Genomic DNA, 22,783 nt, shown 5'->3' on the forward strand with positions numbered 1-22,783 from the left:
CCTTGCGGTGGCGTTTTCGTTGTCGTTGTACCGCAGCGCTGCTTAGGCCACCGGCTCCCGCAACACCGGCGAATCCCAACCCGGGCGAGGGGCGAAGCGTTCGCCATAACGGGCGTGCAGTGCCTGCAGACGTTCGAGCAGGGCATCCGCACCGACGCTGCGGATATGCTGTATTGGGCCGCCGCGGAACGGGGCGAAGCCGGTACCGAAGATGACGCCGGCATCTAGCAGGTCGGCATCGGCCACCACGCCGTCGTGCAGGCAGGCCACCGCTTCGTTGAGCAGCGGCAGGATCAGGCGGTCTTCCAGATCTGCGGGCACGGCATAGCCGCTGGCCACTTCGGGTTTGACCGCGCGGCCGTTCTCCCATGTGTACAGGCCCTGGCCGTCCTTCTTGCCGCGCTTGCCGGCGTCCACCGTGGCAAGCGCGGCAGGAATCGGCAGATGCAGGAACGGCGCCAACTCGGCACCGACACCGGCAGCGACGTCCAGCCCCACCGTGTCGATCAACTCGATCGGCCCCATCGGCATGCCGAACTTCACCGCAGTCTTGTCCAGCACCGGTCCCGGAATGCCCTCGGCATACGCGGTGGCCGCTTCGAGCAGATACGGAAACAGCACGCGGTTGACCAGGAATCCGGGCGTGCCGGCCACCGGCACCGGGAACTTGTCCAGCGCCTTGCAGAACGCCGCAAGGCGCGCCACGTTGGCCGGATCCAGGCCATCGTGCTGCACGATTTCCACCAGCGGCATCATCGCCACCGGGTTGAAATAGTGCAGGCCGGCAAATTGCGCGGGGCGCTGAATGTGACCACGCAGCTCGGTCAGCGGAATCGACGAGGTATTGGTGGTCAGCACTGCATCGGGCTTGAGTTGCGGCTCGATGGACTGATACAAGTCGCGCTTGGCCTGCGGATTTTCGATGATCGCCTCGATCACCAGATCCGCCTGCGCCACACCCGCGCCAGCCAAATCGCCACGTAGCCGCGCTGCCACCGCCGGCCGCTTGGCGTCGTCCTTCACCCGCTTGGTAAACAGCTCGCCGCCGCGCGTCAGTGCCGTATCGATAAAGCGCTGCTCGCGGTCCTGCAGGGTGACCTCGAAGCCCTTGTAGGCGGCCCACGCGGCGATATCGCCGCCCATCACGCCGGCACCGATCACATGCACATGGCGAATCGGCGGCAACGCCGCCGCGCCTGCCTCCTTGCCGCCCAGCGCCTTCAAGCGCTCGGTGAGGAAGAAGATGCGGATCAGGTTGCGCGCAGTCGGGGTGCTGGCGAGCTTGACCACCGCCTTGCGCTCGGCCGCAAGCCGCGCCTGGATGCCGCTGCCGCCCGCGCGCTCCCACACGTTGATCAAGGCATACGGCGCCGGGTAATGCTCCTTGCGCGCCTTGCGTGCGACCTGCTTGCGCATCTGCGGCGCGAGCAGCTTGCGTGCCGGCAACGTGTTGGTAGCCCACGCGGTCGCGCGTTGCTTGAACGGGCGCGTGGTGCCGTTCAAGGCCAGGGCGGCGGCAACATCGACCAGCACCGCAGGGGCGGCCACCTTGTCGATCAGCCCCATCGCCCGCGCGGCCTTGGCCGACACCGTGCGACCGGTCAGCATCAGATCCATCGCCGCCGGTGCGCCGATCAGGCGCGGCAAGCGGGCGCTGCCGCCCCAGCCGGGGAAGATGCCGAGCTTGGTTTCCGGCAGGCCGATGCGCGTACTGGCGTCGTCCGATGCCACCCGGTACCGGCACGCCAGCGCGATTTCGGTGCCGCCGCCCATGCAGAAGCCATGGATCGCCGCTACCGTGGGGCAGGGCAGTTCGGCCAGTTTCTGGAACACCTGCTGGCCGCGATGGATCGCATCGTTGACCGTGCCCTTGCGGTCGAAGTCCTGGAATTCCTTCAGGTCTGCGCCGGCAATGAAGCCGTTGGACTTGGCCGAGCGCAGTACCACGCCCTTGGGCGGGTCCAGCGCCAGCCGCTCGACCAGCGCGCCGAGTTCGAGCAGCACCTCCTGCGAAAACGCGTTGACCGGTGCGCCCTGGCGATCAAGGCTGAGGACGACCACGCCGTCCTCGCGCAGGTCGGCCTGCCAATGGCTGAATCGGAGCCCGTCGAAACCTGGAAGCATGCGTCTGGCCGTCCGGCGATATAAGGAAAGGCCGTTATCATCCAGAGGTTGTTTCCATCACGTCAAATACCCATACCAGTCGACAGGACGGCATGCGCTTCGCGGGAGGCGTCGCCAGCGGCGCATCCGGGCCGCTACCCTGATACGTGACGATCGTACCGATCGGTATGAACTTTCCTCTTCAACGGCGGTCTCATTGCCCGACTTCGGTGGGCTGACAGGAGTGCGGCCCAACATGGCCGAAGTCGATACACCTCAGGAGCTGGACCTGGAACTGGTCCGGCGTGTGCAGCGCGGCGAGAGCGCGGCGTTCGATGTGCTGGTGCGCAAATACCAGCATCGGATCGTCGCGTTGATCGGGCGCTACATCGCCGACTGGAGCGAATGTCAGGACGTGGCCCAGGATACGTTTGTGCGCGCGTACCGCGCGATCAACAGTTTCCGCGGCGACTCCCAGTTCTATACGTGGCTGCACCGCATTGCCGTCAACACTGCCAAGAACCATCTGGTTGCGCACAACCGCCGCCCGCCCACCGACGACATCGAGATCAGCGATGCCGAACAGTTCGACGGAGCGACCCGGTTGCGCGACAACGACACCCCGGAGCGCGAATTGATGCGACAGGAGCTGGAACAAACGGTGATGCGCGCGGTCCAAGCCCTGCCGGAAGAACTTCGGTCGGCCATCACCCTGCGCGAGGTGGAGGGGCTGAGTTATGAGGACATCGCGCGAAAGATGGATTGCCCGATCGGAACGGTGCGCTCGCGCATCTTCCGGGCGCGCGAGGCCATCGACATCGAGCTGCGGCCTCTGCTGGAGACCGAAAGCGCTACCCGTGAGCGACACCGTGTATGAGCGATAACCCTGCCATGTCCACCACCGACAAATTCGAACGTCACTACCGGCAGCAGTTGTCTGCGCTGGTCGACGGAGAGTTGAACGCCGACGAGTCGCGCTTCTTGCTGCGCCGTCTGGCGCACGATGAGGAGCTGGCCGGCTGCCACGAACGCTGGCAGCTGTGCGGCGACGTACTGCGCGGTGCGGCCAGTGCGCCGGCGCCGCTGGATTTTGCCGCGCGTGTGCGCAACGCCATTGCCGATGAGCCAGCGCCGCAAGCGCAGCCGGCGCCGCGCTCGGCCGCACGCTGGCGTTGGGGTGGAGGTGCGGCGATTGCTGCGTCGGTTGCCGCAATCGCCTTGTTCATGGCACGCGAGCGCTTGCCCGAGACGGCGCCGCCAGCCTCCGTTGTGCCGGTGTATGCCACCACGGCGCAAGTGCCTGCCATCGCACGGCCGCCAGTCGCGCCGAAGGCGCCAGCCATGCCGGATCCGGCCAACCCTGGCGACGGTGGCGCGCTTGTGGCGGCGGTGCCGGCTGCGGCGCTGGCGTCCACGCGTCGCGGTGCCGCTACCCGTAACCAACAGGTGGCGCGCAATGTCGCGACGCGTCAGCAACAGACCCCGGCCCGGATGGTGGCTTCCGCGACCCCGGCTGCTGCGGTGAGCCCGGCGGCAACCTCCAATCCATTTACCCATCCGGACACGACACTGCAGGCGCGCCCGTGGCCACGCGCCGCGTTGTCCGGCGCCGGCGATAGCCCGCTCAACGCCAGTTTCAGCCAGAGCCGCCAGGGTCCGGCGTTCTATCCGTTCGAGCCTGCGCCCCAGGCGACCGGCAACCCTGCGCAGAGCCGGCCGCTGCCGGTGCAGGTCCCGCAGAACTGATCCGGCCGCCGATCTTCATCCAGTCGGCGCGCTTCCTCCCGTTAACTTGCCGGGCCCGTGTCATCTCGCGGGTTCCGGCCCCTGTCGCCCTGCCATCGGAGGCAACTCGATGAATCACCGCATGCGTACCCAGATGTTTGGCCTGATCGCCATGACGTTGCCGCTGGCAGCCTGTGCTCAGCAAACCGCGCCAGCGCCGGCCGCCAAGGCCAGTGCGCCGATTGCCGCCAACCGCAGCACCACCCCGGCGCCGCAGTTGGTCGCCGGCCTGCCGGACTTCACCAATCTGGTCGAACAGGTCGGCCCAGGCGTGGTCAATATCGAAACCACCATCACCCGCAAGGATGCGATGGCGCGTTCGGCGCGTGGCGGGCGCGGTGGCCAGGGTGGCATGCCCGGTCAGGGCGGCATGCCGGACGACGAGCAGATGCCGGAGTTCTTCAAGCGCTTCTTCGGCCCGGATTTTCAGATGCCGGGCGGCCCGCGGCAGGGGCCGGGCCAGGGCGGTGGCGATGACGATGGCGGCATCGCCGGCAAGTCGATGGGCTCGGGCTTCATCATTTCCGCCGACGGCTATGTGCTGACCAATCACCACGTGGTCGATGGCGCCAGCGAAGTCACCGTCAAGCTCACCGACCGCCGCGAGTTCAAGGCCAAGGTGGTGGGCAGCGACGAACAGTTCGACGTGGCGCTGCTGAAGATCGAGGCCAAGGGGCTTCCGACCGTGCGCCTGGGCGACTCCAATACGCTCAAGCCAGGTCAGTGGGTGGTGGCGATCGGCTCGCCGTTCGGGCTGGATCACTCGGTCACCGCCGGCATCGTCAGCGCCACCGGCCGCAGCAATCCGTACGCGGATCAGCGCTACGTGCCCTTCATCCAGACCGACGTGGCGATCAACCAGGGCAACTCCGGTGGCCCGCTGCTCAACACCCGCGGCGAAGTGGTCGGCATCAATTCGCAGATCTTCTCCGCGTCTGGCGGCTACATGGGGATTAGTTTTGCGATCCCGATCGACCTGGCGTTTAGTGCGGCCGAACAGATCAAAGCCACCGGCCGGGTCAGTCGCGGCATGCTGGGCGTGCAGGTTGGCGCGATCGACTCGCTCAAGGCGCAAGGGCTGGGCCTGCCGGATAGCCGCGGCGCCCTGGTCAACGACATCCCCGCCGGCAGCCCGGCCGCAAAGGCCGGTGTCGAGGTGGGCGATGTCATCCGTGCGGTCAATGGCAAGCCGATCGAGGTGGCCAGCGATCTGCCGCCGATGATCGGCCTGATGCCGCCGGGCGCCAAGGTCAACCTGGACATCCTGCGCGACGGCAAGCCGCGTCAGGTGTCAGTCGTGCTGGCGCCATTGCAGGATGGCAGTGAGGACGCCGCGCCACGCACCGCAGCGGCCGACGTCAAGCCGGAGGCTCCGGCCAGTGTGGCCTTGCTCGGCCTGCAGGTGGCCGACCTGACCGCCGCCGAGCGCAGTCGGTTGGGCCTGGAAGCGGGTGAGGGCGTGCGGATTGCCGCGGTCACTGGAGCTGCTGCGCGCAGCACCCAGCCGCCGCTGTCGCCGGGGCTGATCATCGCCCGCGTCGGCCGTACCAAGGTGGGCAGCGTCGCCGAACTCAACCGCGCGCTGTCCAGCTACAAGAAGGGCGACGTGGTCATGCTGCTGGTCACCGACGGCAAGGCCACCAGCTATGTGGCGCTGAAGGCCGGCGGGTGATCGAGGCCGGGAATCGGGAATCGGGAATCGTAAGAGCGCGGCCTGCCTTGGCTTTCACGATTCCCTACTCCCGATTCCCAATTCCCCCGGCCCCAATGGGGCCGGCCGTGCGATAATGCTGCGTTACCCTGACGACGGCACCGCCGGCGCCCACCTCAATGTCCTCTGATTCAATGCGGTACATCCGCAATTTCTCCATCATTGCCCACGTCGATCACGGGAAATCCACCCTGGCCGACCGGATCATCCAGCTATGCGGCGGTCTTCAGGCGCGCGAGATGGAGGCCCAGGTTCTCGACTCCAACCCGATCGAACGCGAACGCGGCATCACGATCAAGGCACAGTCGGTGTCCTTGCCGTACACGGCCAAGGACGGGCAGGTCTATCAGCTGAACTTCATCGACACCCCCGGGCATGTCGACTTCTCCTATGAAGTCAGCCGCTCGCTGGCCGCCTGCGAAGGCGCGCTGCTGGTGGTCGATGCGGCGCAGGGCGTGGAAGCGCAATCGGTCGCCAACTGTTACACCGCGGTGGAGCAGGGGCTGGAAGTGGTGCCGGTGCTCAACAAGATCGACCTGCCCACCGCCGACATCGCCCGTGCCAAGGCCGAGATCGAAGCGGTGATCGGCATCGATGCCGAAGACGCGGTGGCGGTCAGCGCCAAGACCGGTCTCAACATCGACCTGGTGCTGGAGGCGATCGTGCAGCGCATTCCGCCGCCCAAGCCGCGCGATACCGACAAGCTGCAGGCGCTGATCATCGATTCCTGGTTCGACAATTACCTGGGCGTGGTGTCGCTGGTGCGCGTGATGCAGGGCCAGATCAAGCCGGGCAGCAAGATTCTGGTGATGTCCACCGGGCGCACGCACCTGGTCGACAAGGTCGGCGTGTTCACCCCCAAGCGCAAGGAGCTGCCTTCGCTAGGCGCTGGCGAAGTGGGCTGGATCAATGCTTCGATCAAGGATGTGCATGGCGCGCCGGTCGGCGACACCTTGACCCTGGCTGCCGACCCCGCGCCGTATGCGTTGCCGGGATTTCAGGAAATGCAGCCGCGCGTGTTCGCCGGCCTGTTCCCGGTCGATGCCGAGGATTATCCGGATCTGCGCGAAGCACTGGACAAGTTGCGTCTGAACGATGCCGCGCTGCGTTTCGAGCCGGAAAGCTCCGAGGCGATGGGCTTCGGCTTCCGTTGCGGATTTCTGGGCATGCTGCACATGGAAATCGTGCAGGAGCGCCTGGAGCGCGAATACAACCTGGACCTGATCAGCACCGCGCCGACGGTGGTGTACGAAGTCCTCAAGACCGACGGCTCCATCATCAACATGGACAACCCGGCCAAGCTGCCGCAGTTGAACCTGGTGGAGGAGATTCGCGAGCCGATCATTCGCGCCAACGTGCTGACGCCCGAGGAATACATCGGCAACATCATCAAGTTGTGCGAAGAAAAGCGCGGCACCCAGATCAGCATCAATTATCTGGGCAGCCAGGTGCAGATCAGCTACGAACTGCCGATGGCTGAAGTGGTGCTGGACTTCTTCGACAAGCTCAAGTCGGTGAGCCGTGGCTACGCCTCGCTGGATTATCACTTCGTGCGTTTCGATGCCGGCCCGTTCGTGCGGGTGGACGTGCTGATCAACGGCGACAAGGTCGATGCGTTGTCGCTGATCGTGCACCGCAGCCATGCTGACCGGCGCGGCCGCGAGCTATGCGAAAAGATGAAGGAACTGATCCCGCGGCAGATGTTCGACGTGGCGATTCAGGCCGCCGTCGGCTCGCAGATCATCTCGCGTTCCACGGTCAAGGCGATGCGCAAGAACGTGTTGGCCAAGTGCTATGGTGGCGACGTTTCGCGCAAGAAAAAGCTGCTGGAAAAGCAGAAAGAAGGCAAGAAGCGCATGAAGCAGGTCGGCCGCGTGGAGATTCCGCAGGAGGCTTTCCTGGCCGTGCTGCAGATGGATAAGTAGCAGGGAATAGTGCATCGGGAATGGGGAATCGCAGAGGCTTGCGCGCTCTTGCCGTTCCGATTCCCCATTCTCGACTCCCGATTCCCTTTCCGAAGGAACATCAATGAAATGGTTTGAAATCATCCTGGTTGTGCTGACGCTTGGCACCGGCTTCATCTGGCTGCTGGACAAGCTGTTGTTGGCCAAGCGCCGTGCCGCACGTGCCGGGCTGCTGGACAGCGAGCCGGCGATCATCGATTACTCGCGCGCGTTCTTCCCGGTGCTGGCGGTGGTGCTGATCCTGCGCAGCTTCGTTGCAGAGCCGTACAAGATTCCGTCCAGTTCGATGATGCCCAACCTGCTGATCGGCGATTTCATCCTGGTCAACAAGTTCGCCTACGGTTTCCGTCTGCCGATCACCAATACCAAGTTCATCCCGACCGGCGAGCCCAAGCGCGGCGACGTGGTGGTGTTCAAACCCCCGCATGCGCCGGATCAGAACTGGATCAAGCGCGTGGTCGGCCTGCCGGGCGACAAGATCGGCTTCCACGGCGACACGCTGTATATCAACGACAAGCCGATGCGCTATACGGTCAAGGGCGAGTACATCGGCAAGGGTAAGGGCGCCGAGATGACCGGCACCACGCTGCTGGTCGAGGACCTGCCGGGCCGCATGCATACCGTGCTGGAGTGGGTGGATCGCAACATGCCTGCCGGCCAGGGCGACTGGACGGTGCCGGCAGACAGCTATTTCGTGATGGGGGACAATCGCGACAATAGTGAAGACAGCCGGTTCTGGACCCAGACGCATTTCCTGCCGGAAGCCAATCTGCGCGGCAAGGCGTTTTTGATCTGGCTCAATTGCGAAGGGTGGTTCTGCAAGGGGAGTTTCGATCCGTCGCGGATCGGGACTGGAATCCAGTAAATGCACGCACGGCGTGCCGGGGAAAGCACAATGAAGCGCAAGCAAAGCGGTATGACGTTGACGTCGTTCGTGGTGGTGCTGGCGGTGGTCGGATTCGGCCTGTATATCGGGATGAAGCTGTTTCCGATGTATCAGGAGTATTACTCCGTCCGTACTGCGATGAAGGGCCTGGCCAATGAGCCGGGCAGTGCCACCATGGACCCGTCCAAGTTGCAGGACCTGTTCTTTCGTCGTCTGTACATCAATTACTCGGAGAACGTCAAAAAAGAAGACGTCAAGTTCGAGCGTGTTGAAGGCGGCTGGCGGATGAAGGTCAACTACGAGGTCCGTCGTGAGCTGGTTGGCAATCTGGATGTTGTCGGCAAGTTCGGCACGGAACAGGATTTGACGAAGCGCGGTGTCGAATAGAACCTTCCAACGTGGCGATCCGATCGGGCATGCATTCGCCGATCAGGCTCTGCTTGCCCAGGCGCTACGGCATCGCAGTGCCGGGACGCCGCATAACGAGCGACTGGAATTTCTCGGCGACGGCATCGTCAACCTGCTGATTGCCGAGGCGCTGTATCAGCGCTGGCCCAAGGCCGACGAAGGCGCATTGACGCGCGCGCGCGCCGAGCTGGTACGCGAAGGCGCACTCGCGGTGATCGGGCGCACGCTCAATCTTGGCGAGCGGCTGACGCTGGGCCCGGGCGAACTCAAGTCCGGCGGCCATCGGCGCGATTCGATCCTGGCCGATGCGGTCGAGGCGATCGTTGCGGCGATCTATCTGGACTGCGGATTCGAACGCTGCCGTGCGGTGGTGCTGCCGTGGTTCGAACCATCGCTTGCAGCATTGCCGGTGGGCAAGGCCGAAAAAGATCCCAAGACCCGGCTGCAGGAATGGCTGCAGGCACGGCAGCTGCCGCTGCCCAATTACGCTCTGATCAGCGAGAGCGGCGACGAGCATGCCAAGCAGTTCCACGTCGCCTGCATCCTGGAGCAGCCCATCGCCCGCGCCGAGGGCCAGGGCACGTCGCGCCGCCTTGCCGAGCAACAGGCGGCGGCTACCGTCATCGCACAACTGGATGTAAACACGTGAGCGAAACCACTCCCCACCGTAGCGGCAGCGTTGCCGTGATCGGCCGGCCCAATGTCGGCAAATCCACTCTGACCAATGCCCTGGTGGGCGCCAAGGTCAGCATCGTGTCCAATCGGCCGCAGACCACGCGGCATCGGTTGCTGGGCATTGCCACCTTCCCGGAAGGGCAGTTGGCGCTGGTCGACACGCCCGGACTACATCGCGAGCAGAAGCGCGCGATGAACCGGGTGATGAATCGCGCCGCGCGTGGGTCGCTCGAAGGTGTGGACGCCGCGGTGCTGGTGATCGAGGCCGGCCGTTGGGACGAAGAAGACACCCTGGCGTTCCGCGTGCTCAGCGACGCTGAGGTGCCGGTGGTGCTGGTGGTCAACAAGGTCGACCGGCTCAAGGACAAAACCGCATTGTTCCCGTTTTTGGCGCAGGTCAGCGAAGGCCGTACGTTTGCCGCCGTGCATCCGGTGTCCGCGCTCAAGCGCAAGGGGCTGGAAGCGCTGGTGAGCGATCTGCTCAAGCTGGTGCCCGAAGCCGAGGCGATGTATGGCGAGGACGAAATCACCGACCGTAGCCAGCGTTTTCTGGCCGGCGAGCTGGTGCGCGAGCAGCTGATGCGTCAATTGGGTGAAGAACTGCCGTATGCCACCACCGTGGAAATCGAGCGCTTTGCCGAAGACGGCGCGCTGCTGCGGATCGGTGCGGTGATCTGGGTCGAGCGCGAGGGCCAGAAGGCGATCGTGATCGGCAAGGGCGGCACCCGTCTGAAGGAAATCGGCGGCAAGGCGCGGCTGCAGATGGAGCGGCTGTTCGGTGCAAAAGTGTTCCTGGAAACCTGGGTGCGCGTGCGCGAAGGCTGGTCGGATGACGAAGCGGCGTTGAAGGCCTTCGGATACGAATGAAACCGGGGCCGGGGACCCGGGACCCGGGACCCGGAAAGCGCACGCTATGCGTAAGTGCGTCGCCAATGCTGAGGACATGTCGCCGGGCGATATCTCGGCATGCTGCGCCTCGTGTTGAGCGAGCGGCGCTCGCTCAACACGAGGCGGAGCTTTCAGCTTTGCGGAACAATGCCGGGATAAGCGTTGTGCAAATGGTGCGCGTGTCTGTGGACCGCGCATGCAGCTCGGGCAGCGCTGCTGCGCACCGTCGCCATTCCGGAGGCGCTGCCCTTGCTGTCTACGTGTCCCGGGTCCCGGGTCCCCAGTCCCGGCAACTGCTTCCATGCTGATCGAGCACGAACACGGCTTCGTCCTGCATGTGCGCGCCTGGCGCGAGACCAGCGTGCTGGTGGAAGTGCTGAGCGAGCAGCACGGGCGGGTCGGGCTGCTGGCGCGTGGGGTGCAGGGCCCGCGCAAGCAGGCCCTGCGGGCGGCGCTGCAGCCGCTGCAGTTGATCCAGTTCACGGCCGTGCAGCGTGGCGAACTTGCGCAACTGCGTCAGGCCGAAGCGCTGGACACCGCGCCGCGGTTGGTGGGCGAACGCATGCTGGCCGGTTTCTATATCAGCGAGCTGTTGCTGCGTCTGGCCCCACGCAATGATGCGGTCCCGGAGCTTTATGCGTGCTACGCGCAGGCACGTGCGCATCTGGCCTCGGAGTTGTCGCTGGCATGGGGGCTGCGCCGGTTCGAGCGTGATGTGCTGGACGGGCTGGGGTTTGCCTTCGATCTGCAACACGATAGCGACGGGCAACCGATCGACCCGGCGGCGCGCTATCGACTCGATCCGCAGGAGGGCGCCATGCGAGTACTGAGCGAACGTCTGGCCCAGGATCGGCGCGAAACCGTGACTGGTGCTGCGCTGTTGGCCCTGGGGGAAGACGCCATGCCGGCCACCGATGACATGCCCGGCCTGCGCCGCAGCATGCGCAGCGTGCTGTTGCATCATCTGAACGGACGCGGCCTGAAATCCTGGGAAATGCTCGAAGATCTGGCGAGGCGGCGTTGATCGATACGCCGCCGCCCGAGCGCACTGCCGCGCGTCATTCAACCGGGAGACGTACTCCTCTCAACGCCTGACGCTCCTGACGCTGCCGACCGATCACGACACCCTCGACTCAGTGCAATAAGGCCGCCACCGCCGCATGAAACTGGGTCTGCGCCGTGTGCGATTGCGGGTCGCCACGCAGCAGGCGGACCGCGCCGGCCAGCCGCGCGGCGCCGACGAAACCGCAACTGGCCTGCAGCCGATGCAGATGGTTGCGCAGCGCCTGCTCATCGCTGATGTTCAGTGCCGAGGTGACTGCGTCGCGTGTGCCCGGCAGCTCTGCCAGGAACAGTTCGCGCAGTGCGTTGAGGTGATGCTGCTGGCCGTTGAGCGCGCTCAGCGCTGCCGCCTCGTCCCAATCGCTGGCGGCGATGTCGACCACGCCGACCGGCGCCACGCTGTAGCGGCCCCGCGCCAGGCCGCGGCGTACCGCCTGCAGCAAGCGTTCGGTGGTCAGCGGCTTGACCAGCATTTCCAGAAAGCCATCGGACTGCAGGCCGCGCTGCACCGCCATGTCGCCATCGGCGGTATGCGCCAGCGCAGGCACGTCCGGATGCAGTAGGCGCAACGCGCCCAGCAGGCCGCTGCCGGTGCCATCGGGGAGATTGACGTCGATCAGCCACAGGTCGTGGCGACGTTCGCGCGCGCGGTCCAGCGCCGACGACAACGAATCTGCGCAATCCACCTGGGCCGGAAGGCTTTCCAGGGCAGCCTGCAGAAAGCCGCGGCTAATCGGGTCGTCTTCCACCAACAAGAGTCGTGGATGGGGTTCCTGACGTGTCGCCATATTCATTGCTGCCTCCTTGTCAGCGGTTACGCATCCTGAACTTCGGCGCGCACGCGGAGTTTGCCTGTGTTTGCAGGGCACGACAATTGCTACGCCGCCCAGGGCGGCCTCGGTCGATCGCATCTGCGACAATACGCACCCTTTTTGCCCGCAGCTTGTCGCCACGTGGCCAGAACCCGAAACCGTTTCGACCGTACCCCCTTCCAGACCGCCATCACCGACCTGAGCCATGACGGCCGCGGAGTAGCGCGCCGCGACGGCGAGGGCGGCAAGGTCACCTTCATCAGCGGCGCCTTGCCCGGTGAACTGGTGCGTGCCGAGCCCACCGCGCGCAGCCGCCATTTCGATGAAGCCAAAACGGTCGACGTGCTGGAGGCCTCGCCGCAGCGGGTGGCTCCGCGCTGCCCGCATTTTGGCGTATGCGCCGGGTGCGTGTTGCAGCATCTGGAGGAGTCGCAGCAGATCGTAGCCAAGCAACGCGTGCTGACGGACAACCTGGAGCGCATTGGCCATGTGAGCCCGCAGACGGTGCTGCCCGCGTTGGTGGGCGACTCCTGGGGCTATCGGCGCAAAGGCCGTTTCTCGGTGCGGCGGGTGGAGAAGAAGGACAAGACCCTGGTGGGGTTTCGCGAACTCGACCCGCGCTTTGTGGCCGACCTGTCGGTCTGCTACACGGTGATCCCGCAGATCGGCGAGAAGATTCCGCTGCTGGCCGCCCTGGTCGAAAGCCTGGACGGCAAGCGCGACATCCCGCAGATCGAGTTCATCGGCGGCGACGATGCGGTGGCGTTGACCATCCGCCACATGCAGCCGCTCAGCGAGCGCGATCGGCAGGCCTGGGCGGAGTTTGCGCAGGCGCATGGGTTTGCGATCTTCCTGCAGCCCGGCGGCGTGGACAGCGTGCATCCGTTGTGGCCGCAGGACGTTCCGCTGTCGTTCCACCTGCCGCAATGGGATGTGGAGCTGGCATTTCGGCCGCTGGACTTCATCCAGGTCAATGCCTCGCTCAACCAGAAGATGATTGCGCACGCGCTGGCGCTGCTCGATGCCAAACCCGATGACCGCGTGCTGGATCTGTTCTGCGGGTTGGGCAATTTCACTCTGCCGCTGGCAAGAACGGTGCGCGAGGTGGTCGGCGTGGAAGGCGATGCCGGGTTGGTGGCGCGCGCGAAGGAAAATGCGCAACGCAATGGCCTGGACAATGCGCAGTTTTATGCGGCCGATTTGACCCAGGATCAGCGCAATACGCCCTGGATGCGTCAGGGCTTCGACAAGCTGCTACTGGACCCGCCGCGTTCGGGCGCATTGGACGTGCTGCAGCAACTGCCGCTGAAGAAATTCGAGCGCATCGTGTATGTCAGTTGCCACCCGGGCTCGCTGGCGCGCGACGCCGGCTACCTGGTCAACGAACAGGGTTTTACGCTGGTGTCGGCCGGTGCGATGGATATGTTTCCGCACACCGCGCACGTGGAAAGCATTGCGGTGTTTGAACGGCGGTGATTAGTCATTAGGGAATCGGGAATGGTGAAGGCGGTTCGCCGTATGCTGTTGCGATTCCCGATTCCCGATTCCCGATTCCCGATTCCCATGCCTCTAGAAATCGAACGCAAGTTTCTTGTCACCGGCGATGGCTGGCGTAGCGCTGCGCATGCCGTGATCCCGATGGCGCAGGGATACATCAACGATCAGGCGTCGTTGCGCAGCGGCGCGCAGAACGCGTCGGTGCGGGTGCGTCTTCAGGGTGAGAATGCATTTCTCAATCTGAAGTCGCGCGAGGTTGGGCACACACGTCAGGAGTTCGAATACCCGATCCCCCTCGGCGATGCGCGCGCGTTGCTGGCGTTGTGCGTGGGCGGCTTGATCGACAAGCGTCGGCATCTGGTCGAGTACCAGGGGCATGTGTGGGAAGTGGACGAATTCCTGGGCGATAACGCAGGGTTGGTGGTGGCCGAGATCGAGCTTGGCAGTGCTGACGAGACGTTCGCCAAGCCGGAATGGATCGGTGCGGAAGTCACCGACGACGTGCGCTATTACAACCTGGCGCTTGCCTCACACCCGTTCTCGCAGTGGGTGGACCGCCGGGAGTCGGGAGTGGGCATTCGGGATTCGTAAGAGCCAAGGCGCATGTGTCGGCCTTGGGCGATGCCTTGCGCATCACCCATCACGATTCTCCAATCCCTGTCTCGGTATTGGGCTTATGCTTTGTCAATCCCGAATTCCCACCAACGAATCCGAGCCTTATGCGCATCGACATCTGGTCCGACGTGGTCTGCCCCTGGTGCTGGATCGGCAAGCGCCGTTTTGAACAGGCGGTCGCTGCGCTTGGTGCGCAGCTGCCGGTATTGGACATCCATTACCACGCGTTCGAGCTCGACCCGGATGCCGGTGCCGAGCCGGTGCCGCTGCGCGATGCACTGGCGCGCAAGTTCGGCGGTGCCGCGCGCGTGGATCAGATGCTTGCGCAGACCCAGGACACCGCACGCGCGGAAGGCCTGCCGTTCGACTTCGGGCGCGGCCAGGTACAGGTCAGCACGTTGCGGGCGCATCGCTTGCTCTGGCTGGCTACGCACGAAGGCGATGTCGGTACGGTGATGGAAGCCATGTTTCATGCGCATTTTGCGCAAGGCCAGAACGTGGCTGCGACCGACACGCTGCTGCGTGCGGGTGAGGCCGGCGGGCTTGCAGCCTCGCGCGTGCAGGCGATGCTCGACTCCGACGAAGGCATTGTGGAGGTGCAGGCTCAGTTGGCACAGGCCAGCGCGCTGGGCATCCGTGCAGTGCCCAGCTTCGTGATCGACGGACGTAGTCTGATCCAGGGCGCGCAGCCACCGGAGACGTTTGCGCAGGCGTTGCTGCAGTTGGCCGCCGAATCGGTGCCGATTGGCGGCGCCGATGCGTGCGGGCCCGATGGATGTGCGGTGTGAGAGATCGCCTGCGTCATGCCCGTGCCGGTGACTGATCCGTCGATGTCGCGCCACCCGCGCACGGTCGCGGTGCTTGGCGCCGGCTTGGCTGGGCTCTCCTGTGCCAAGGCGCTGCAGGCCGCCGGCGCGGTGGTAACGGTGTACGAGCAGGGCGATGCGGCTGGTGGACGCATGCGTGCCCGTGCAGGCAAAGGTTGGCAGTGCGATGTGGGCGCGCAATATTTCACCGCGCGCGATCCGGACTTTGCCGCAGTGGTGAGCACATGGGTCGCCGCGGGCGTGGCGGCGCGCTGGCCAGCACGCATCGCAAGCTGGGATGGAACTGAGATGCGTGCGTCGCACACTGCGTTGGCGCGTTTTGTTGGAGTACCGGAGATGGCCGCTCCCGCTCGCGTGCTGGCGGCAGGGCTGGATGTTCGGTTGCATGCAGCGGTACGCAGCGTGCAACGCAGGGGCCAGGGCTGGGCGTTGGGCGTGCACGGCGCGCCCGCGTTGCATGTGGTCGATACGTTGCTGCTCGCACTTGCCGCACCGGATGCGGCGGCGTTGTTGGCAGGGGTCGCGCCTGCGCTTGCGACCATCGCCGGCGATGCATGCATGCAGCCGGCCTGGGCGGTGGTGCTGCGGTTCGACGCGCGGATCGATCCCGGCTACGACGCGCTGTTCGTCAACGCCGGCCCCTTGCGCTGGGTAGCGCGCGACTCCAGTAAACCGGCACGGCAGGGCGCCGAGACCTGGCTGCTGCATGCCGCCGCCGACTGGAGCCAGCTGCATTTCGATGCCACGCCCGAGGACGTCATCGCCATGCTGCTGCCGGAACTGGCGGCGCTCGGCCTGCCGCTGCCGCAGGCCTGTGATGCCTATCGGTGGGAGGTGGCTAGCACCGATCCGCCGTTGCAGACCGGCTGCTTCTGGGATGCGCAGCTTGGCCTTGGCATGTGTGGCGACTGGTTGGCGGGCGGCAAGGTGGAGGGCGCGTGGCAAAGCGGAACCGCCTTGGCGCAGCGGGTGTGTGCCGACGATGTCACGCACCATACGGATGCATAAGCCGGTGGCGCATCCGTGGTGTTTGAGCATCAGTGCCGCGCAATGGCAGAGCGGGGTTTGCGTTGCAGACAACGCAGACGCACAGATGTCGTGTGCAGCGTTTCAAAATGCCTACCCGAGCGCCGCGCTGATGCAAGCGTGTCTTGCATGCGTGCGCGAGCTCAGCACCAATGCATGAGTCCGATACGCGCAGCAGCGCCTCGCAAACGCCCGCACATACGCTGCGCCTGATCCTGGGCGATCAGCTCAACCCGCAGCACAGCTGGTTTGCGACGCACGACCCCGGCGTGGTCTACGTGCTGATGGAAGTGCGCGAGGAAACCGATTACGTGCTGCATCACGCGCAGAAGATCCTGGCGATCTTTGCGGCAATGCGCGCGTTTGCCGCGCGTTTGCGGCAGCACGGGCACCGCGTACGCTATGTCGCGATCGATGCCCCCAGTAATCGGCAATCCATCCCGGGCAATCTCGAGGCGTTGATGGCGCATTACCGCGCCGAGCATCTGCAGTACCAGGCGCCGGATGAGTGGCGGCTGGATGAGGCGCTGCGCCACTGGAGCGCGGGCTGCGCATTCGCTACGCACATGGTCGATAGCGAGCATTTTCTGACCGAGCGCGCTGAGGTGGCGGCGTGTTTCCGCGCCGGAAGTCAGTGGCGCATGGAGGTCTTCTATCGACGGATGCGCACGCGCCATCGCATCTTGCTCGATGCCTCCGGCCAACCGGAAGGTGGGCGTTGGAACTTCGATCACGACAACCGCGCGCCGTGGCCCGGCGATCCGCCAGCGCCGCAGGAGTGGCGCGCCGCGCACGACCATGGCGCGTTGTGGCGCAGCATCGAAGCTGCCGGCGTGCGCAGTTTCGGCGCGCCAAATGCGCAGGCGCTGCCATGGCCGCTGGACCGCGATGAAGCCTTGCAGCATCTGGATGCCTTCATCGCCACTGCGTTGCCGGATTTCGGCCGCTACGAAGATGCGATGAGCACGCGTAGCCCGCGGCTATTCCATTCGCTGCTGTCGTTCGCGCTCAACGTCAAGATGTTGCACCCGGCCGAAGTGATTGCGCGTGCCGAAACGGCGTGGCGGCAAGGGCACGTACCGCTGGCCTCGGTGGAAGGCTTTATCCGGCAGATTCTGGGCTGGCGCGAATACGTGCGCGGCGTGTACTGGTCGCAGATGCCCGGCTATGCGCAGTCCAATCAGTTGAATCAGCATGCGCCGCTGCCGCAGTGGTTCTGGGACGGGCAGATCGGCATGCGGTGCCTGGCCGATGCCGTCGGTAACTCGCTGGCCAATGCGCATGCGCACCACATCCAGCGGCTGATGGTGATCGGCAATTTTGCGCTGCTGGCGGGGCTGGACCCGCAGGCGCTGCATCGCTGGTATCTGGGTGTCTACATCGATGCGTTCGAGTGGGTGGAGTTGCCCAACACGGTGGGCATGAGTCAGTTTGCCGACGGTGGCCTGCTCGGCAGCAAGCCGTATATCGGTGGTGCGGCCTACATCGATCGCATGAGCGATTACTGCAGCGGCTGCAGCTATCAGCGCAAGGCGCGCACCGGTGCGCGGGCCTGCCCGTACAACGCGCTGTACTGGGATTTCCTCGCGCGGCAGCGCCCGCTGCTGGGCACGAACGAACGCCTGGCGATGCCGTATCGGCAGCTCGATGGCATGGCGCCCGAGGTGCTGGAGGGCATCCAGATCCAGGCCGCACATTGGCGGGCGAATCTGGACCGTCTTTGAGGCGGCGTAGACCGAAGTTGTCTGCTGGGCGGCCAGTGCGGTCGTGAACCTGCCGCATGCGTCCTACTGCAGACCGCCGCGTGTCGTACGCCGCTGGCGAGCTGGGCAGCACAGCCGGAGTGTCTGCCCGGGGACGCAGGCTGTTGCGTTTGCGGTGCGAATAACGGCACCGGCGCTGCCAGCGCCAGGGGCGCGAGCTCAAAGGCGATCACGCGGCTCGCGGTATCGGTGCGCGGGCGCCGCAACGCCTGGCCGCAAGGCGCTTGGGTCCCCCTGTCTGAATGCGCGATCTGACGCTGCAACGCGCATCTGCGACAATGCCGCGCTGCGCCCTCGTGGCGCCTGGCCCGGGAGTCCCCCAACATGCTTCTGATCGGCGTTGCCGGTACCGAACTCAGCGCACAGGAACGCGACTGGCTGCAGCACGATGCCGTTGCCGGCGTGGTGCTGTTCAAGCGCAACTTCGCCTCGCGCACCCAGGTGGCCGAGCTGTCGGCATCCATCCGCGCTGCCGCGCCGCGCCCGGTGCTGCTGTGCGTGGACCAGGAAGGCGGCCGCGTGCAGCGGTTTCGCGACGGCTTCAGCGCGCTGGCGCCGTTGCAAAGCTTCGGTACGCAGTATCTGCAGGATCCGCAAGGCGCGCTCGCCGCGGCCCGTGCGCACGCGCAGCTAATGGCCACTGAAGTGCGCGCCAGCGGCGTGGACCTGAGCTTTGCGCCGGTGGTGGACCTGGGGCGCGGCAACCGCGCGATCGGCGATCGCGCCTTCAGCGACGACCCGCAGATCGTGGCCACCTTCACCCGCGCCTATGTGCAGGCGCTGCACGGCGCCGGCATGGCCGCCACGCTCAAGCATTTCCCCGGCCACGGCACGGTGCTCGAAGACACCCATGTGGATCACGCCAGCGACCCGCGTTCGCTGGAGCAATTGCAGGCCGACGATCTGCTGCCATTCGTGGCCGGCATCGAGGCCGGTGCCGACGCGGTGATGATGGCGCATGTGGTCTACCCGCAGGTCGCGCCGGAACCGGCCGGTTATTCGCAGCGCTGGATCGAGCAGATCCTGCGCGGCCAGATGGGCTTCCGCGGCGTGGTGTTTTCCGACGACATCGGCATGGCGGCCTCGTTCAGCGCCGGCGGCGTGGCGGGCCGGGTGCATGCGCACCTGGATGCCGGCTGCGACGTGGTGCTGGTCTGCCATCCGGAACTGGTCGACGAATCGCTGCAGGCCGTGCAAGGCCGCAGCCTCAATACCGCAGCGCTGATCGGCCTGATCGGCCGCGGCGCGCTCGGCTGGGACGGCCTGCTTGCCGGCACCGATGCCTCTTTCAACACTCCTTCCGCCCCTTTCGGATCAATTGCCTGATGTCCACGCTCACCATTTCCCAGGCCCTGGCCCAAGCCGATCTGCTGGTCGACCGCCCGGCCATCGATGCCGCCGTCGGCACCATTGCCGATGCCATCGCGCGCGACTACGCCGGCGAAGTGCCGGTGTATCTCACCATCATGCACGGCGCGCTGCCGTTCTCCGGCCAGTTGGCGCTGGAGTTGGGCGCACGTGGGCAGGATCTGCAGTTCGATTACCTGCATGCCACCCGTTACCGTGGCGAAACCGTCGGAGGCGAGCTGGTCTGGAAGCACCGCCCGGCCACCGCGCTGTTCGGCCGCCGGGTGATCCTGGTCGACGACATTCTGGATGAGGGCTACACGCTGCAGGGCGTGCGCCAGTGGTGCCTGGAGCAGGGCGCCACCGACGTGCGCGTGGCTGTGTTGACCGTCAAGCGTCACGACCGCTGCGTGCCGGGCGTCACCGCCGATTACGTGGGCGTCGAAGTGGCCGACCGCTATGTGTTCGGCTTCGGCATGGACGTCAACGAACAGCTGCGCGGTATTCCTGCCATCTATGCGATGAAGCAGTAAAGCGCGCGCGGTGATCAGCAACGCGGCGGCGTAGCCGCCAGGCGGACGCGGCCGCTGCGCGCAATCGGCGTGCACGGTTTGTGTCTCCCGGTGTTGCCTTGGCGCCCATCGCCGCCGGACGATCGCTCGCTACGCTTTACTGGTCGCTTCTGAATCACTGGCCCGCCGCCGCGCGGGCACTCGTGCGCGTTTGCGCGCTTCCACGTCCGTTACGTTGCAGAGGTCGGTTGTGTCTTCCCATTCCATCGCATTGGCCGTCATTGGCGGCACTGGTGTCTACAAGCTCGCGCAGCTCGATGACGTGCAGACCCACGAGCTGGACACGCCCTACGGCGCGCCGTCGGGGCCGATCCGCGTCGGCATGCTGCTAGGTCATCGGGTGGCGTTCCTGGCCCGGCATGGCGAAGGTCATTCGCTGCCGCCGCACAAGGTCAATTACCGCGCAAATATCGCTGCGTTGCAGCAAATTGGCGCCTCGCGCGTGCTTGCGCTCAACACGGTCGGTGGCATCACCGAACAGTTCGGCCCGCGCGTGCTGGCATGCCCCGATCAGCTGATCGATTACACCTGGGGGCGCGTGTCCACCTTCTGCGAGGAGCCGGGCAGCGAGGTGCAGCATGTGGATTTCGGTCATCCGTATTCGCCGATGTTTCGCAGCAAGGTCATCGCTGCGGCCAAGGTGACCGGGGTCACGATGGTGGCCGGCGGGTGCTACGGCGCGACGCAAGGGCCGCGTTTGGAAACGATTGCAGAGATCGCCCGCATGCGTCGCGACGGCTGCGATCTGGTCGGCATGACCGGCATGCCCGAAGCCGGGCTTGCGCGCGAAAAAGGCCTGGAATATGCGTGTTTGGCGATCGTGGCGAACTGGGCGGCCGGTTGCGGCGACGCGCAGGAAATCACCATGGCCGAGGTGTTGGCCAACGTGGATGCCGCCTCGTCCGGGTTGCCCGAACTGATTGGCGAACTTGCACGCGGGTGATTGTCATTGGGGAATAAGCTTTGCATACTCGGCGCGTACGCACCGCCGTACACCACCCATTAATTATTGCAAAGGTCTCGCATCACCATGCCGAACGGTACCGTCAAGTGGTTCAACGACGCCAAGGGATTTGGCTTCATCTCACCGGAGGACGGCAGCGCCGATGTCTTCGCGCACTTCTCCGCGATCAACTCCAAGGGCTTCCGCAGCCTGCAGGAAGGCCAGCGCGTCAGTTATGACGTGACCCAGGGCCCCAAGGGTGCCCAGGCTTCGAACATCACGCCGGTCGAGTAATCTGACTCGATTGTGCGGTTGAAGAACCCCGCCACGGCGGGGTTTTTTTTGCACCGGTCCACGCAGGACGGTGTTCGCGAACCAGAGCAGGGACGATGCAACAAGCATTACGGATTGCGGTAGTGGGCTATGGAACGGCAGGGCAGGCGCTGGCGGTCTTGCTGGGCGCCGATGGCCATCGACTGGACGTCTTCGAGCGCGCCGCCAGGCCGGGGCCGGTCGGTGCCGGCTTCCTGCTGCAGCCCAGCGGCCTGCAGGTGTTGTGGAAGATGGGCCTGTTGTCGCAGGCCCTGATGCATGGCGCGCCGGTGCGCCGCCTGTACGGCGAAACGCCCTGCGGGCGCGCGGTGATGGACATGCAATACCGCGATCTGGATGCCCGCCTGATGGGTCTGGGCATGCAGCGCGGTGCGTTGTTCTCGCTGTTGTGCGATGCCTGGCCCGAGTACGCGCAGCTGCAGACCGATACCCAGATCACCGCCATCGATCACGAGGGTAGGCGCGTGCAGGACCAGCGCGGGCAATGGCATGGTCCGTACGATCTGATCATCGCCGCCGATGGCTCGGCTTCCACGCTCCGCGCGCAGGTGCAGGGCACCCGGCTGGATCGGGTGTATCCATGGGGCGCGCTGTGGTGTCTGTTGCCGCGCGAAGATTGGCCGTTTGTCGACGAACTGCGCCAGCGCTATATCGGTGCGCGCAAGATGATCGGGCTGCTGCCGGTAGGCACGCGGCCTGGCGACGACATCCCGCGCCTGAGTTTTTTCTGGAGCCTGCCGTGCAGCGATTTCGCCGCCTGGGAGCAGCGCGGCATCGGCGCGTGGCGCGATGAGGTGGCGCAGATGTGGCCGGACGCGCATCTGCGTCTGGACAGCGTGCAGGTGCACACCGCGCTGGCACGCGCCAGCTACCGCGATGCGGTGATGACGCGCTGGCATCGTGGCCGTTTCGTGCTGGCCGGCGACGCCGCTCATGCGATGAGCCCGCAGCTGGGCCAGGGCGTCAACATGGCATTGCTGGATGCATTGGCCATGCGCGATGCCTTGCGCGCGGGCGAAGATATCGATGACGCCTTGCAGCGCTATCAGCGCGAGCGCCAGGCGCATGTGGCGATCTATCACCGCTGGAGCCGCTGGCTCACGCCGCTGTTTCAATCCGAGCGCGATGTGTGGGCACGCGGGCGCGATCTGTTGCTGCAGCCGATGGGGCGCGTACCGGGCGGTCGTGGCCACATGCTGCGCGTGCTCAGCGGCACCCAGCATGGCTGGTTCGGCAAGTTGGCGCTGGCGCCGGAGTTCGTGGACGCGTTGTCGCAACCATTACCGCAAGCGCTGCCACGGCCGCAGAGCGTCGCCAACAGCGGCTGAGCGGACGCAGGTGCTCGCCCCGCGTGGCGGGTAGTTGGAAGGGGCAGGTATCGTTGGATGCTTTGGTGTCGAGCGTATCGGCCACACCGCTCGACGATGGTTCGGGGTGGTGTATGTGGTGCCATCACGCGTCCTAGCAACGCTGACGTAGCGGGTGTACGCACGGTTGCCAGGAGCAGCTAAAAAGCCGGGCGAGCAGGCGTCGAGTGTAGACGTCGCACTCAGAACCGGAGTGCGC

Annotated in this window: 21 protein-coding genes; 19 read left to right on the forward strand and 2 right to left on the reverse strand. The window is 65.4% G+C overall.

The window, feature by feature from the left end:
• Nucleotides 1-42 precede the first annotated feature (42 nt).
• Nucleotides 43-2,124, reverse strand: a complete 2,082-nt coding sequence (locus tag ACCQ06_RS08110) for a 3-hydroxyacyl-CoA dehydrogenase NAD-binding domain-containing protein (RefSeq protein ID WP_316691645.1) — start codon at nucleotides 2,122-2,124, stop codon at nucleotides 43-45.
• 235 nt (nucleotides 2,125-2,359) lie between these two features.
• Here ACCQ06_RS08110 and rpoE point away from each other — a divergent pair, with 235 nt between their 5' ends.
• From rpoE to recO, 9 genes are all read left to right on the forward strand, one after another.
• Nucleotides 2,360-2,980 carry an RNA polymerase sigma factor RpoE gene (rpoE, locus tag ACCQ06_RS08115; protein WP_005991949.1) on the forward strand — a complete coding sequence of 207 codons (621 nt, stop codon included), beginning with the start codon at nucleotides 2,360-2,362 and terminating at the stop codon, nucleotides 2,978-2,980.
• Entirely contained in the window at nucleotides 2,977-3,849 is an 873-nt protein-coding gene (locus ACCQ06_RS08120) for a sigma-E factor negative regulatory protein (protein WP_104614082.1), read from the forward strand. The genes rpoE and ACCQ06_RS08120 overlap by 4 nt, the downstream gene beginning before the upstream one ends.
• Before the next feature lie 109 nt (nucleotides 3,850-3,958).
• Nucleotides 3,959-5,560 (forward strand): DegQ family serine endoprotease, encoded by a 1,602-nt coding sequence (locus ACCQ06_RS08125; RefSeq protein WP_104614081.1) that lies wholly within the window; start codon nucleotides 3,959-3,961, stop codon nucleotides 5,558-5,560.
• Between the two features lie 173 nt (nucleotides 5,561-5,733).
• A complete protein-coding gene (gene lepA / locus ACCQ06_RS08130) occupies nucleotides 5,734-7,524 on the forward strand; it encodes a translation elongation factor 4 (protein WP_228322779.1) in 1,791 nt (596 codons plus the stop codon).
• A gap of 103 nt (nucleotides 7,525-7,627) precedes the next feature.
• On the forward strand, nucleotides 7,628-8,428 hold the full coding sequence (lepB, locus tag ACCQ06_RS08135; RefSeq protein WP_228322691.1) for a signal peptidase I: 801 nt from the start codon (nucleotides 7,628-7,630) through the stop codon (nucleotides 8,426-8,428).
• The gene (locus ACCQ06_RS08140; RefSeq protein WP_316691646.1) at nucleotides 8,429-8,836 is read left to right on the forward strand and encodes a DUF4845 domain-containing protein; all 408 of its coding nucleotides are present in this window, start codon (nucleotides 8,429-8,431) and stop codon (nucleotides 8,834-8,836) included. It abuts the gene before it with no gap.
• Nucleotides 8,826-9,506, forward strand: coding sequence for a ribonuclease III (gene rnc, locus ACCQ06_RS08145; protein ID WP_228322689.1), 681 nt, complete (start codon nucleotides 8,826-8,828; stop codon nucleotides 9,504-9,506). The genes ACCQ06_RS08140 and rnc overlap by 11 nt, the downstream gene beginning before the upstream one ends.
• Entirely contained in the window at nucleotides 9,503-10,399 is an 897-nt protein-coding gene (era, locus tag ACCQ06_RS08150) for a GTPase Era (RefSeq protein WP_104614076.1), read from the forward strand. The genes rnc and era overlap by 4 nt, the downstream gene beginning before the upstream one ends.
• A gap of 322 nt (nucleotides 10,400-10,721) precedes the next feature.
• Entirely contained in the window at nucleotides 10,722-11,444 is a 723-nt protein-coding gene (gene recO, locus ACCQ06_RS08155; RefSeq protein ID WP_316691647.1) for a DNA repair protein RecO, read from the forward strand.
• A gap of 109 nt (nucleotides 11,445-11,553) precedes the next feature.
• On the opposite strand, the gene ACCQ06_RS08160 is transcribed toward recO, so the two are convergent.
• Nucleotides 11,554-12,276, reverse strand: coding sequence for a response regulator (locus ACCQ06_RS08160; protein ID WP_316691648.1), 723 nt, complete (start codon nucleotides 12,274-12,276; stop codon nucleotides 11,554-11,556).
• 159 nt (nucleotides 12,277-12,435) lie between these two features.
• Here ACCQ06_RS08160 and rlmD point away from each other — a divergent pair, with 159 nt between their 5' ends.
• The 10 genes from rlmD to ACCQ06_RS08210 all read left to right on the forward strand — a co-directional run bounded on the left by rlmD (nucleotide 12,436) and on the right by ACCQ06_RS08210 (nucleotide 22,545).
• Entirely contained in the window at nucleotides 12,436-13,770 is a 1,335-nt protein-coding gene (gene rlmD, locus ACCQ06_RS08165; RefSeq protein WP_316691649.1) for a 23S rRNA (uracil(1939)-C(5))-methyltransferase RlmD, read from the forward strand.
• A gap of 87 nt (nucleotides 13,771-13,857) precedes the next feature.
• The gene (locus tag ACCQ06_RS08170) at nucleotides 13,858-14,382 is read left to right on the forward strand and encodes a CYTH domain-containing protein (RefSeq protein ID WP_316691650.1); all 525 of its coding nucleotides are present in this window, start codon (nucleotides 13,858-13,860) and stop codon (nucleotides 14,380-14,382) included.
• A gap of 128 nt (nucleotides 14,383-14,510) precedes the next feature.
• Nucleotides 14,511-15,194: a DsbA family oxidoreductase gene (locus ACCQ06_RS08175; protein WP_316691651.1), complete on the forward strand. Its 684-nt coding sequence runs from the start codon at nucleotides 14,511-14,513 to the stop codon at nucleotides 15,192-15,194.
• Between the two features lie 42 nt (nucleotides 15,195-15,236).
• Complete coding sequence (locus tag ACCQ06_RS08180) at nucleotides 15,237-16,241, forward strand: NAD(P)/FAD-dependent oxidoreductase (protein WP_316691652.1); 1,005 nt, start codon at nucleotides 15,237-15,239, stop codon at nucleotides 16,239-16,241.
• Nucleotides 16,242-16,411: 170 nt separating this feature from the next.
• Nucleotides 16,412-17,983, forward strand: coding sequence for a cryptochrome/photolyase family protein (locus ACCQ06_RS08185; RefSeq protein WP_316691653.1), 1,572 nt, complete (start codon nucleotides 16,412-16,414; stop codon nucleotides 17,981-17,983).
• A gap of 363 nt (nucleotides 17,984-18,346) precedes the next feature.
• Nucleotides 18,347-19,348 carry a beta-N-acetylhexosaminidase gene (gene nagZ, locus ACCQ06_RS08190; RefSeq protein ID WP_228322683.1) on the forward strand — a complete coding sequence of 334 codons (1,002 nt, stop codon included), beginning with the start codon at nucleotides 18,347-18,349 and terminating at the stop codon, nucleotides 19,346-19,348.
• The gene (locus tag ACCQ06_RS08195; RefSeq protein ID WP_055845328.1) at nucleotides 19,348-19,902 is read left to right on the forward strand and encodes a hypoxanthine-guanine phosphoribosyltransferase; all 555 of its coding nucleotides are present in this window, start codon (nucleotides 19,348-19,350) and stop codon (nucleotides 19,900-19,902) included. The genes nagZ and ACCQ06_RS08195 overlap by 1 nt, the downstream gene beginning before the upstream one ends.
• A gap of 229 nt (nucleotides 19,903-20,131) precedes the next feature.
• Nucleotides 20,132-20,884, forward strand: a complete 753-nt coding sequence (locus ACCQ06_RS08200) for an S-methyl-5'-thioinosine phosphorylase (protein WP_104614238.1) — start codon at nucleotides 20,132-20,134, stop codon at nucleotides 20,882-20,884.
• A gap of 87 nt (nucleotides 20,885-20,971) precedes the next feature.
• Nucleotides 20,972-21,178 carry a transcription antiterminator/RNA stability regulator CspE gene (gene cspE, locus ACCQ06_RS08205; RefSeq protein WP_003488188.1) on the forward strand — a complete coding sequence of 69 codons (207 nt, stop codon included), beginning with the start codon at nucleotides 20,972-20,974 and terminating at the stop codon, nucleotides 21,176-21,178.
• Between the two features lie 95 nt (nucleotides 21,179-21,273).
• The gene (locus ACCQ06_RS08210) at nucleotides 21,274-22,545 is read left to right on the forward strand and encodes an FAD-dependent oxidoreductase (protein ID WP_316691654.1); all 1,272 of its coding nucleotides are present in this window, start codon (nucleotides 21,274-21,276) and stop codon (nucleotides 22,543-22,545) included.
• Nucleotides 22,546-22,783: the final 238 nt, after the last annotated feature.

The organism is Xanthomonas sp. NCPPB 4467 (genome assembly GCF_041475665.2).
Taxonomy (GTDB): Bacteria; Pseudomonadota; Gammaproteobacteria; order Xanthomonadales; family Xanthomonadaceae; genus Xanthomonas; species Xanthomonas dyei.

Coding starts and splice junctions, on each gene's coding strand:
- ACCQ06_RS08140 (WP_316691646.1), top strand. CDS start 8,429: ATGCACGCACGGCGTGCCGGGGAAAGCACAATGAAGCGCAAGCAAAGC.
- lepA (WP_228322779.1), top strand. CDS start 5,734: ATGCGGTACATCCGCAATTTCTCCATCATTGCCCACGTCGATCACGGG.
- ACCQ06_RS08180 (WP_316691652.1), top strand. CDS start 15,237: ATGTCGCGCCACCCGCGCACGGTCGCGGTGCTTGGCGCCGGCTTGGCT.
- ACCQ06_RS08160 (WP_316691648.1), bottom strand. CDS start 12,276: ATGAATATGGCGACACGTCAGGAACCCCATCCACGACTCTTGTTGGTG.
- ACCQ06_RS08125 (WP_104614081.1), top strand. CDS start 3,959: ATGAATCACCGCATGCGTACCCAGATGTTTGGCCTGATCGCCATGACG.
- ACCQ06_RS08170 (WP_316691650.1), top strand. CDS start 13,858: ATGCCTCTAGAAATCGAACGCAAGTTTCTTGTCACCGGCGATGGCTGG.
- lepB (WP_228322691.1), top strand. CDS start 7,628: ATGAAATGGTTTGAAATCATCCTGGTTGTGCTGACGCTTGGCACCGGC.
- ACCQ06_RS08110 (WP_316691645.1), bottom strand. CDS start 2,124: ATGCTTCCAGGTTTCGACGGGCTCCGATTCAGCCATTGGCAGGCCGAC.
- recO (WP_316691647.1), top strand. CDS start 10,722: ATGCTGATCGAGCACGAACACGGCTTCGTCCTGCATGTGCGCGCCTGG.
- cspE (WP_003488188.1), top strand. CDS start 20,972: ATGCCGAACGGTACCGTCAAGTGGTTCAACGACGCCAAGGGATTTGGC.
- ACCQ06_RS08195 (WP_055845328.1), top strand. CDS start 19,348: ATGTCCACGCTCACCATTTCCCAGGCCCTGGCCCAAGCCGATCTGCTG.
- ACCQ06_RS08210 (WP_316691654.1), top strand. CDS start 21,274: ATGCAACAAGCATTACGGATTGCGGTAGTGGGCTATGGAACGGCAGGG.
- nagZ (WP_228322683.1), top strand. CDS start 18,347: ATGCTTCTGATCGGCGTTGCCGGTACCGAACTCAGCGCACAGGAACGC.
- ACCQ06_RS08175 (WP_316691651.1), top strand. CDS start 14,511: ATGCGCATCGACATCTGGTCCGACGTGGTCTGCCCCTGGTGCTGGATC.
- ACCQ06_RS08185 (WP_316691653.1), top strand. CDS start 16,412: ATGCATGAGTCCGATACGCGCAGCAGCGCCTCGCAAACGCCCGCACAT.
- rpoE (WP_005991949.1), top strand. CDS start 2,360: ATGGCCGAAGTCGATACACCTCAGGAGCTGGACCTGGAACTGGTCCGG.
- ACCQ06_RS08120 (WP_104614082.1), top strand. CDS start 2,977: ATGAGCGATAACCCTGCCATGTCCACCACCGACAAATTCGAACGTCAC.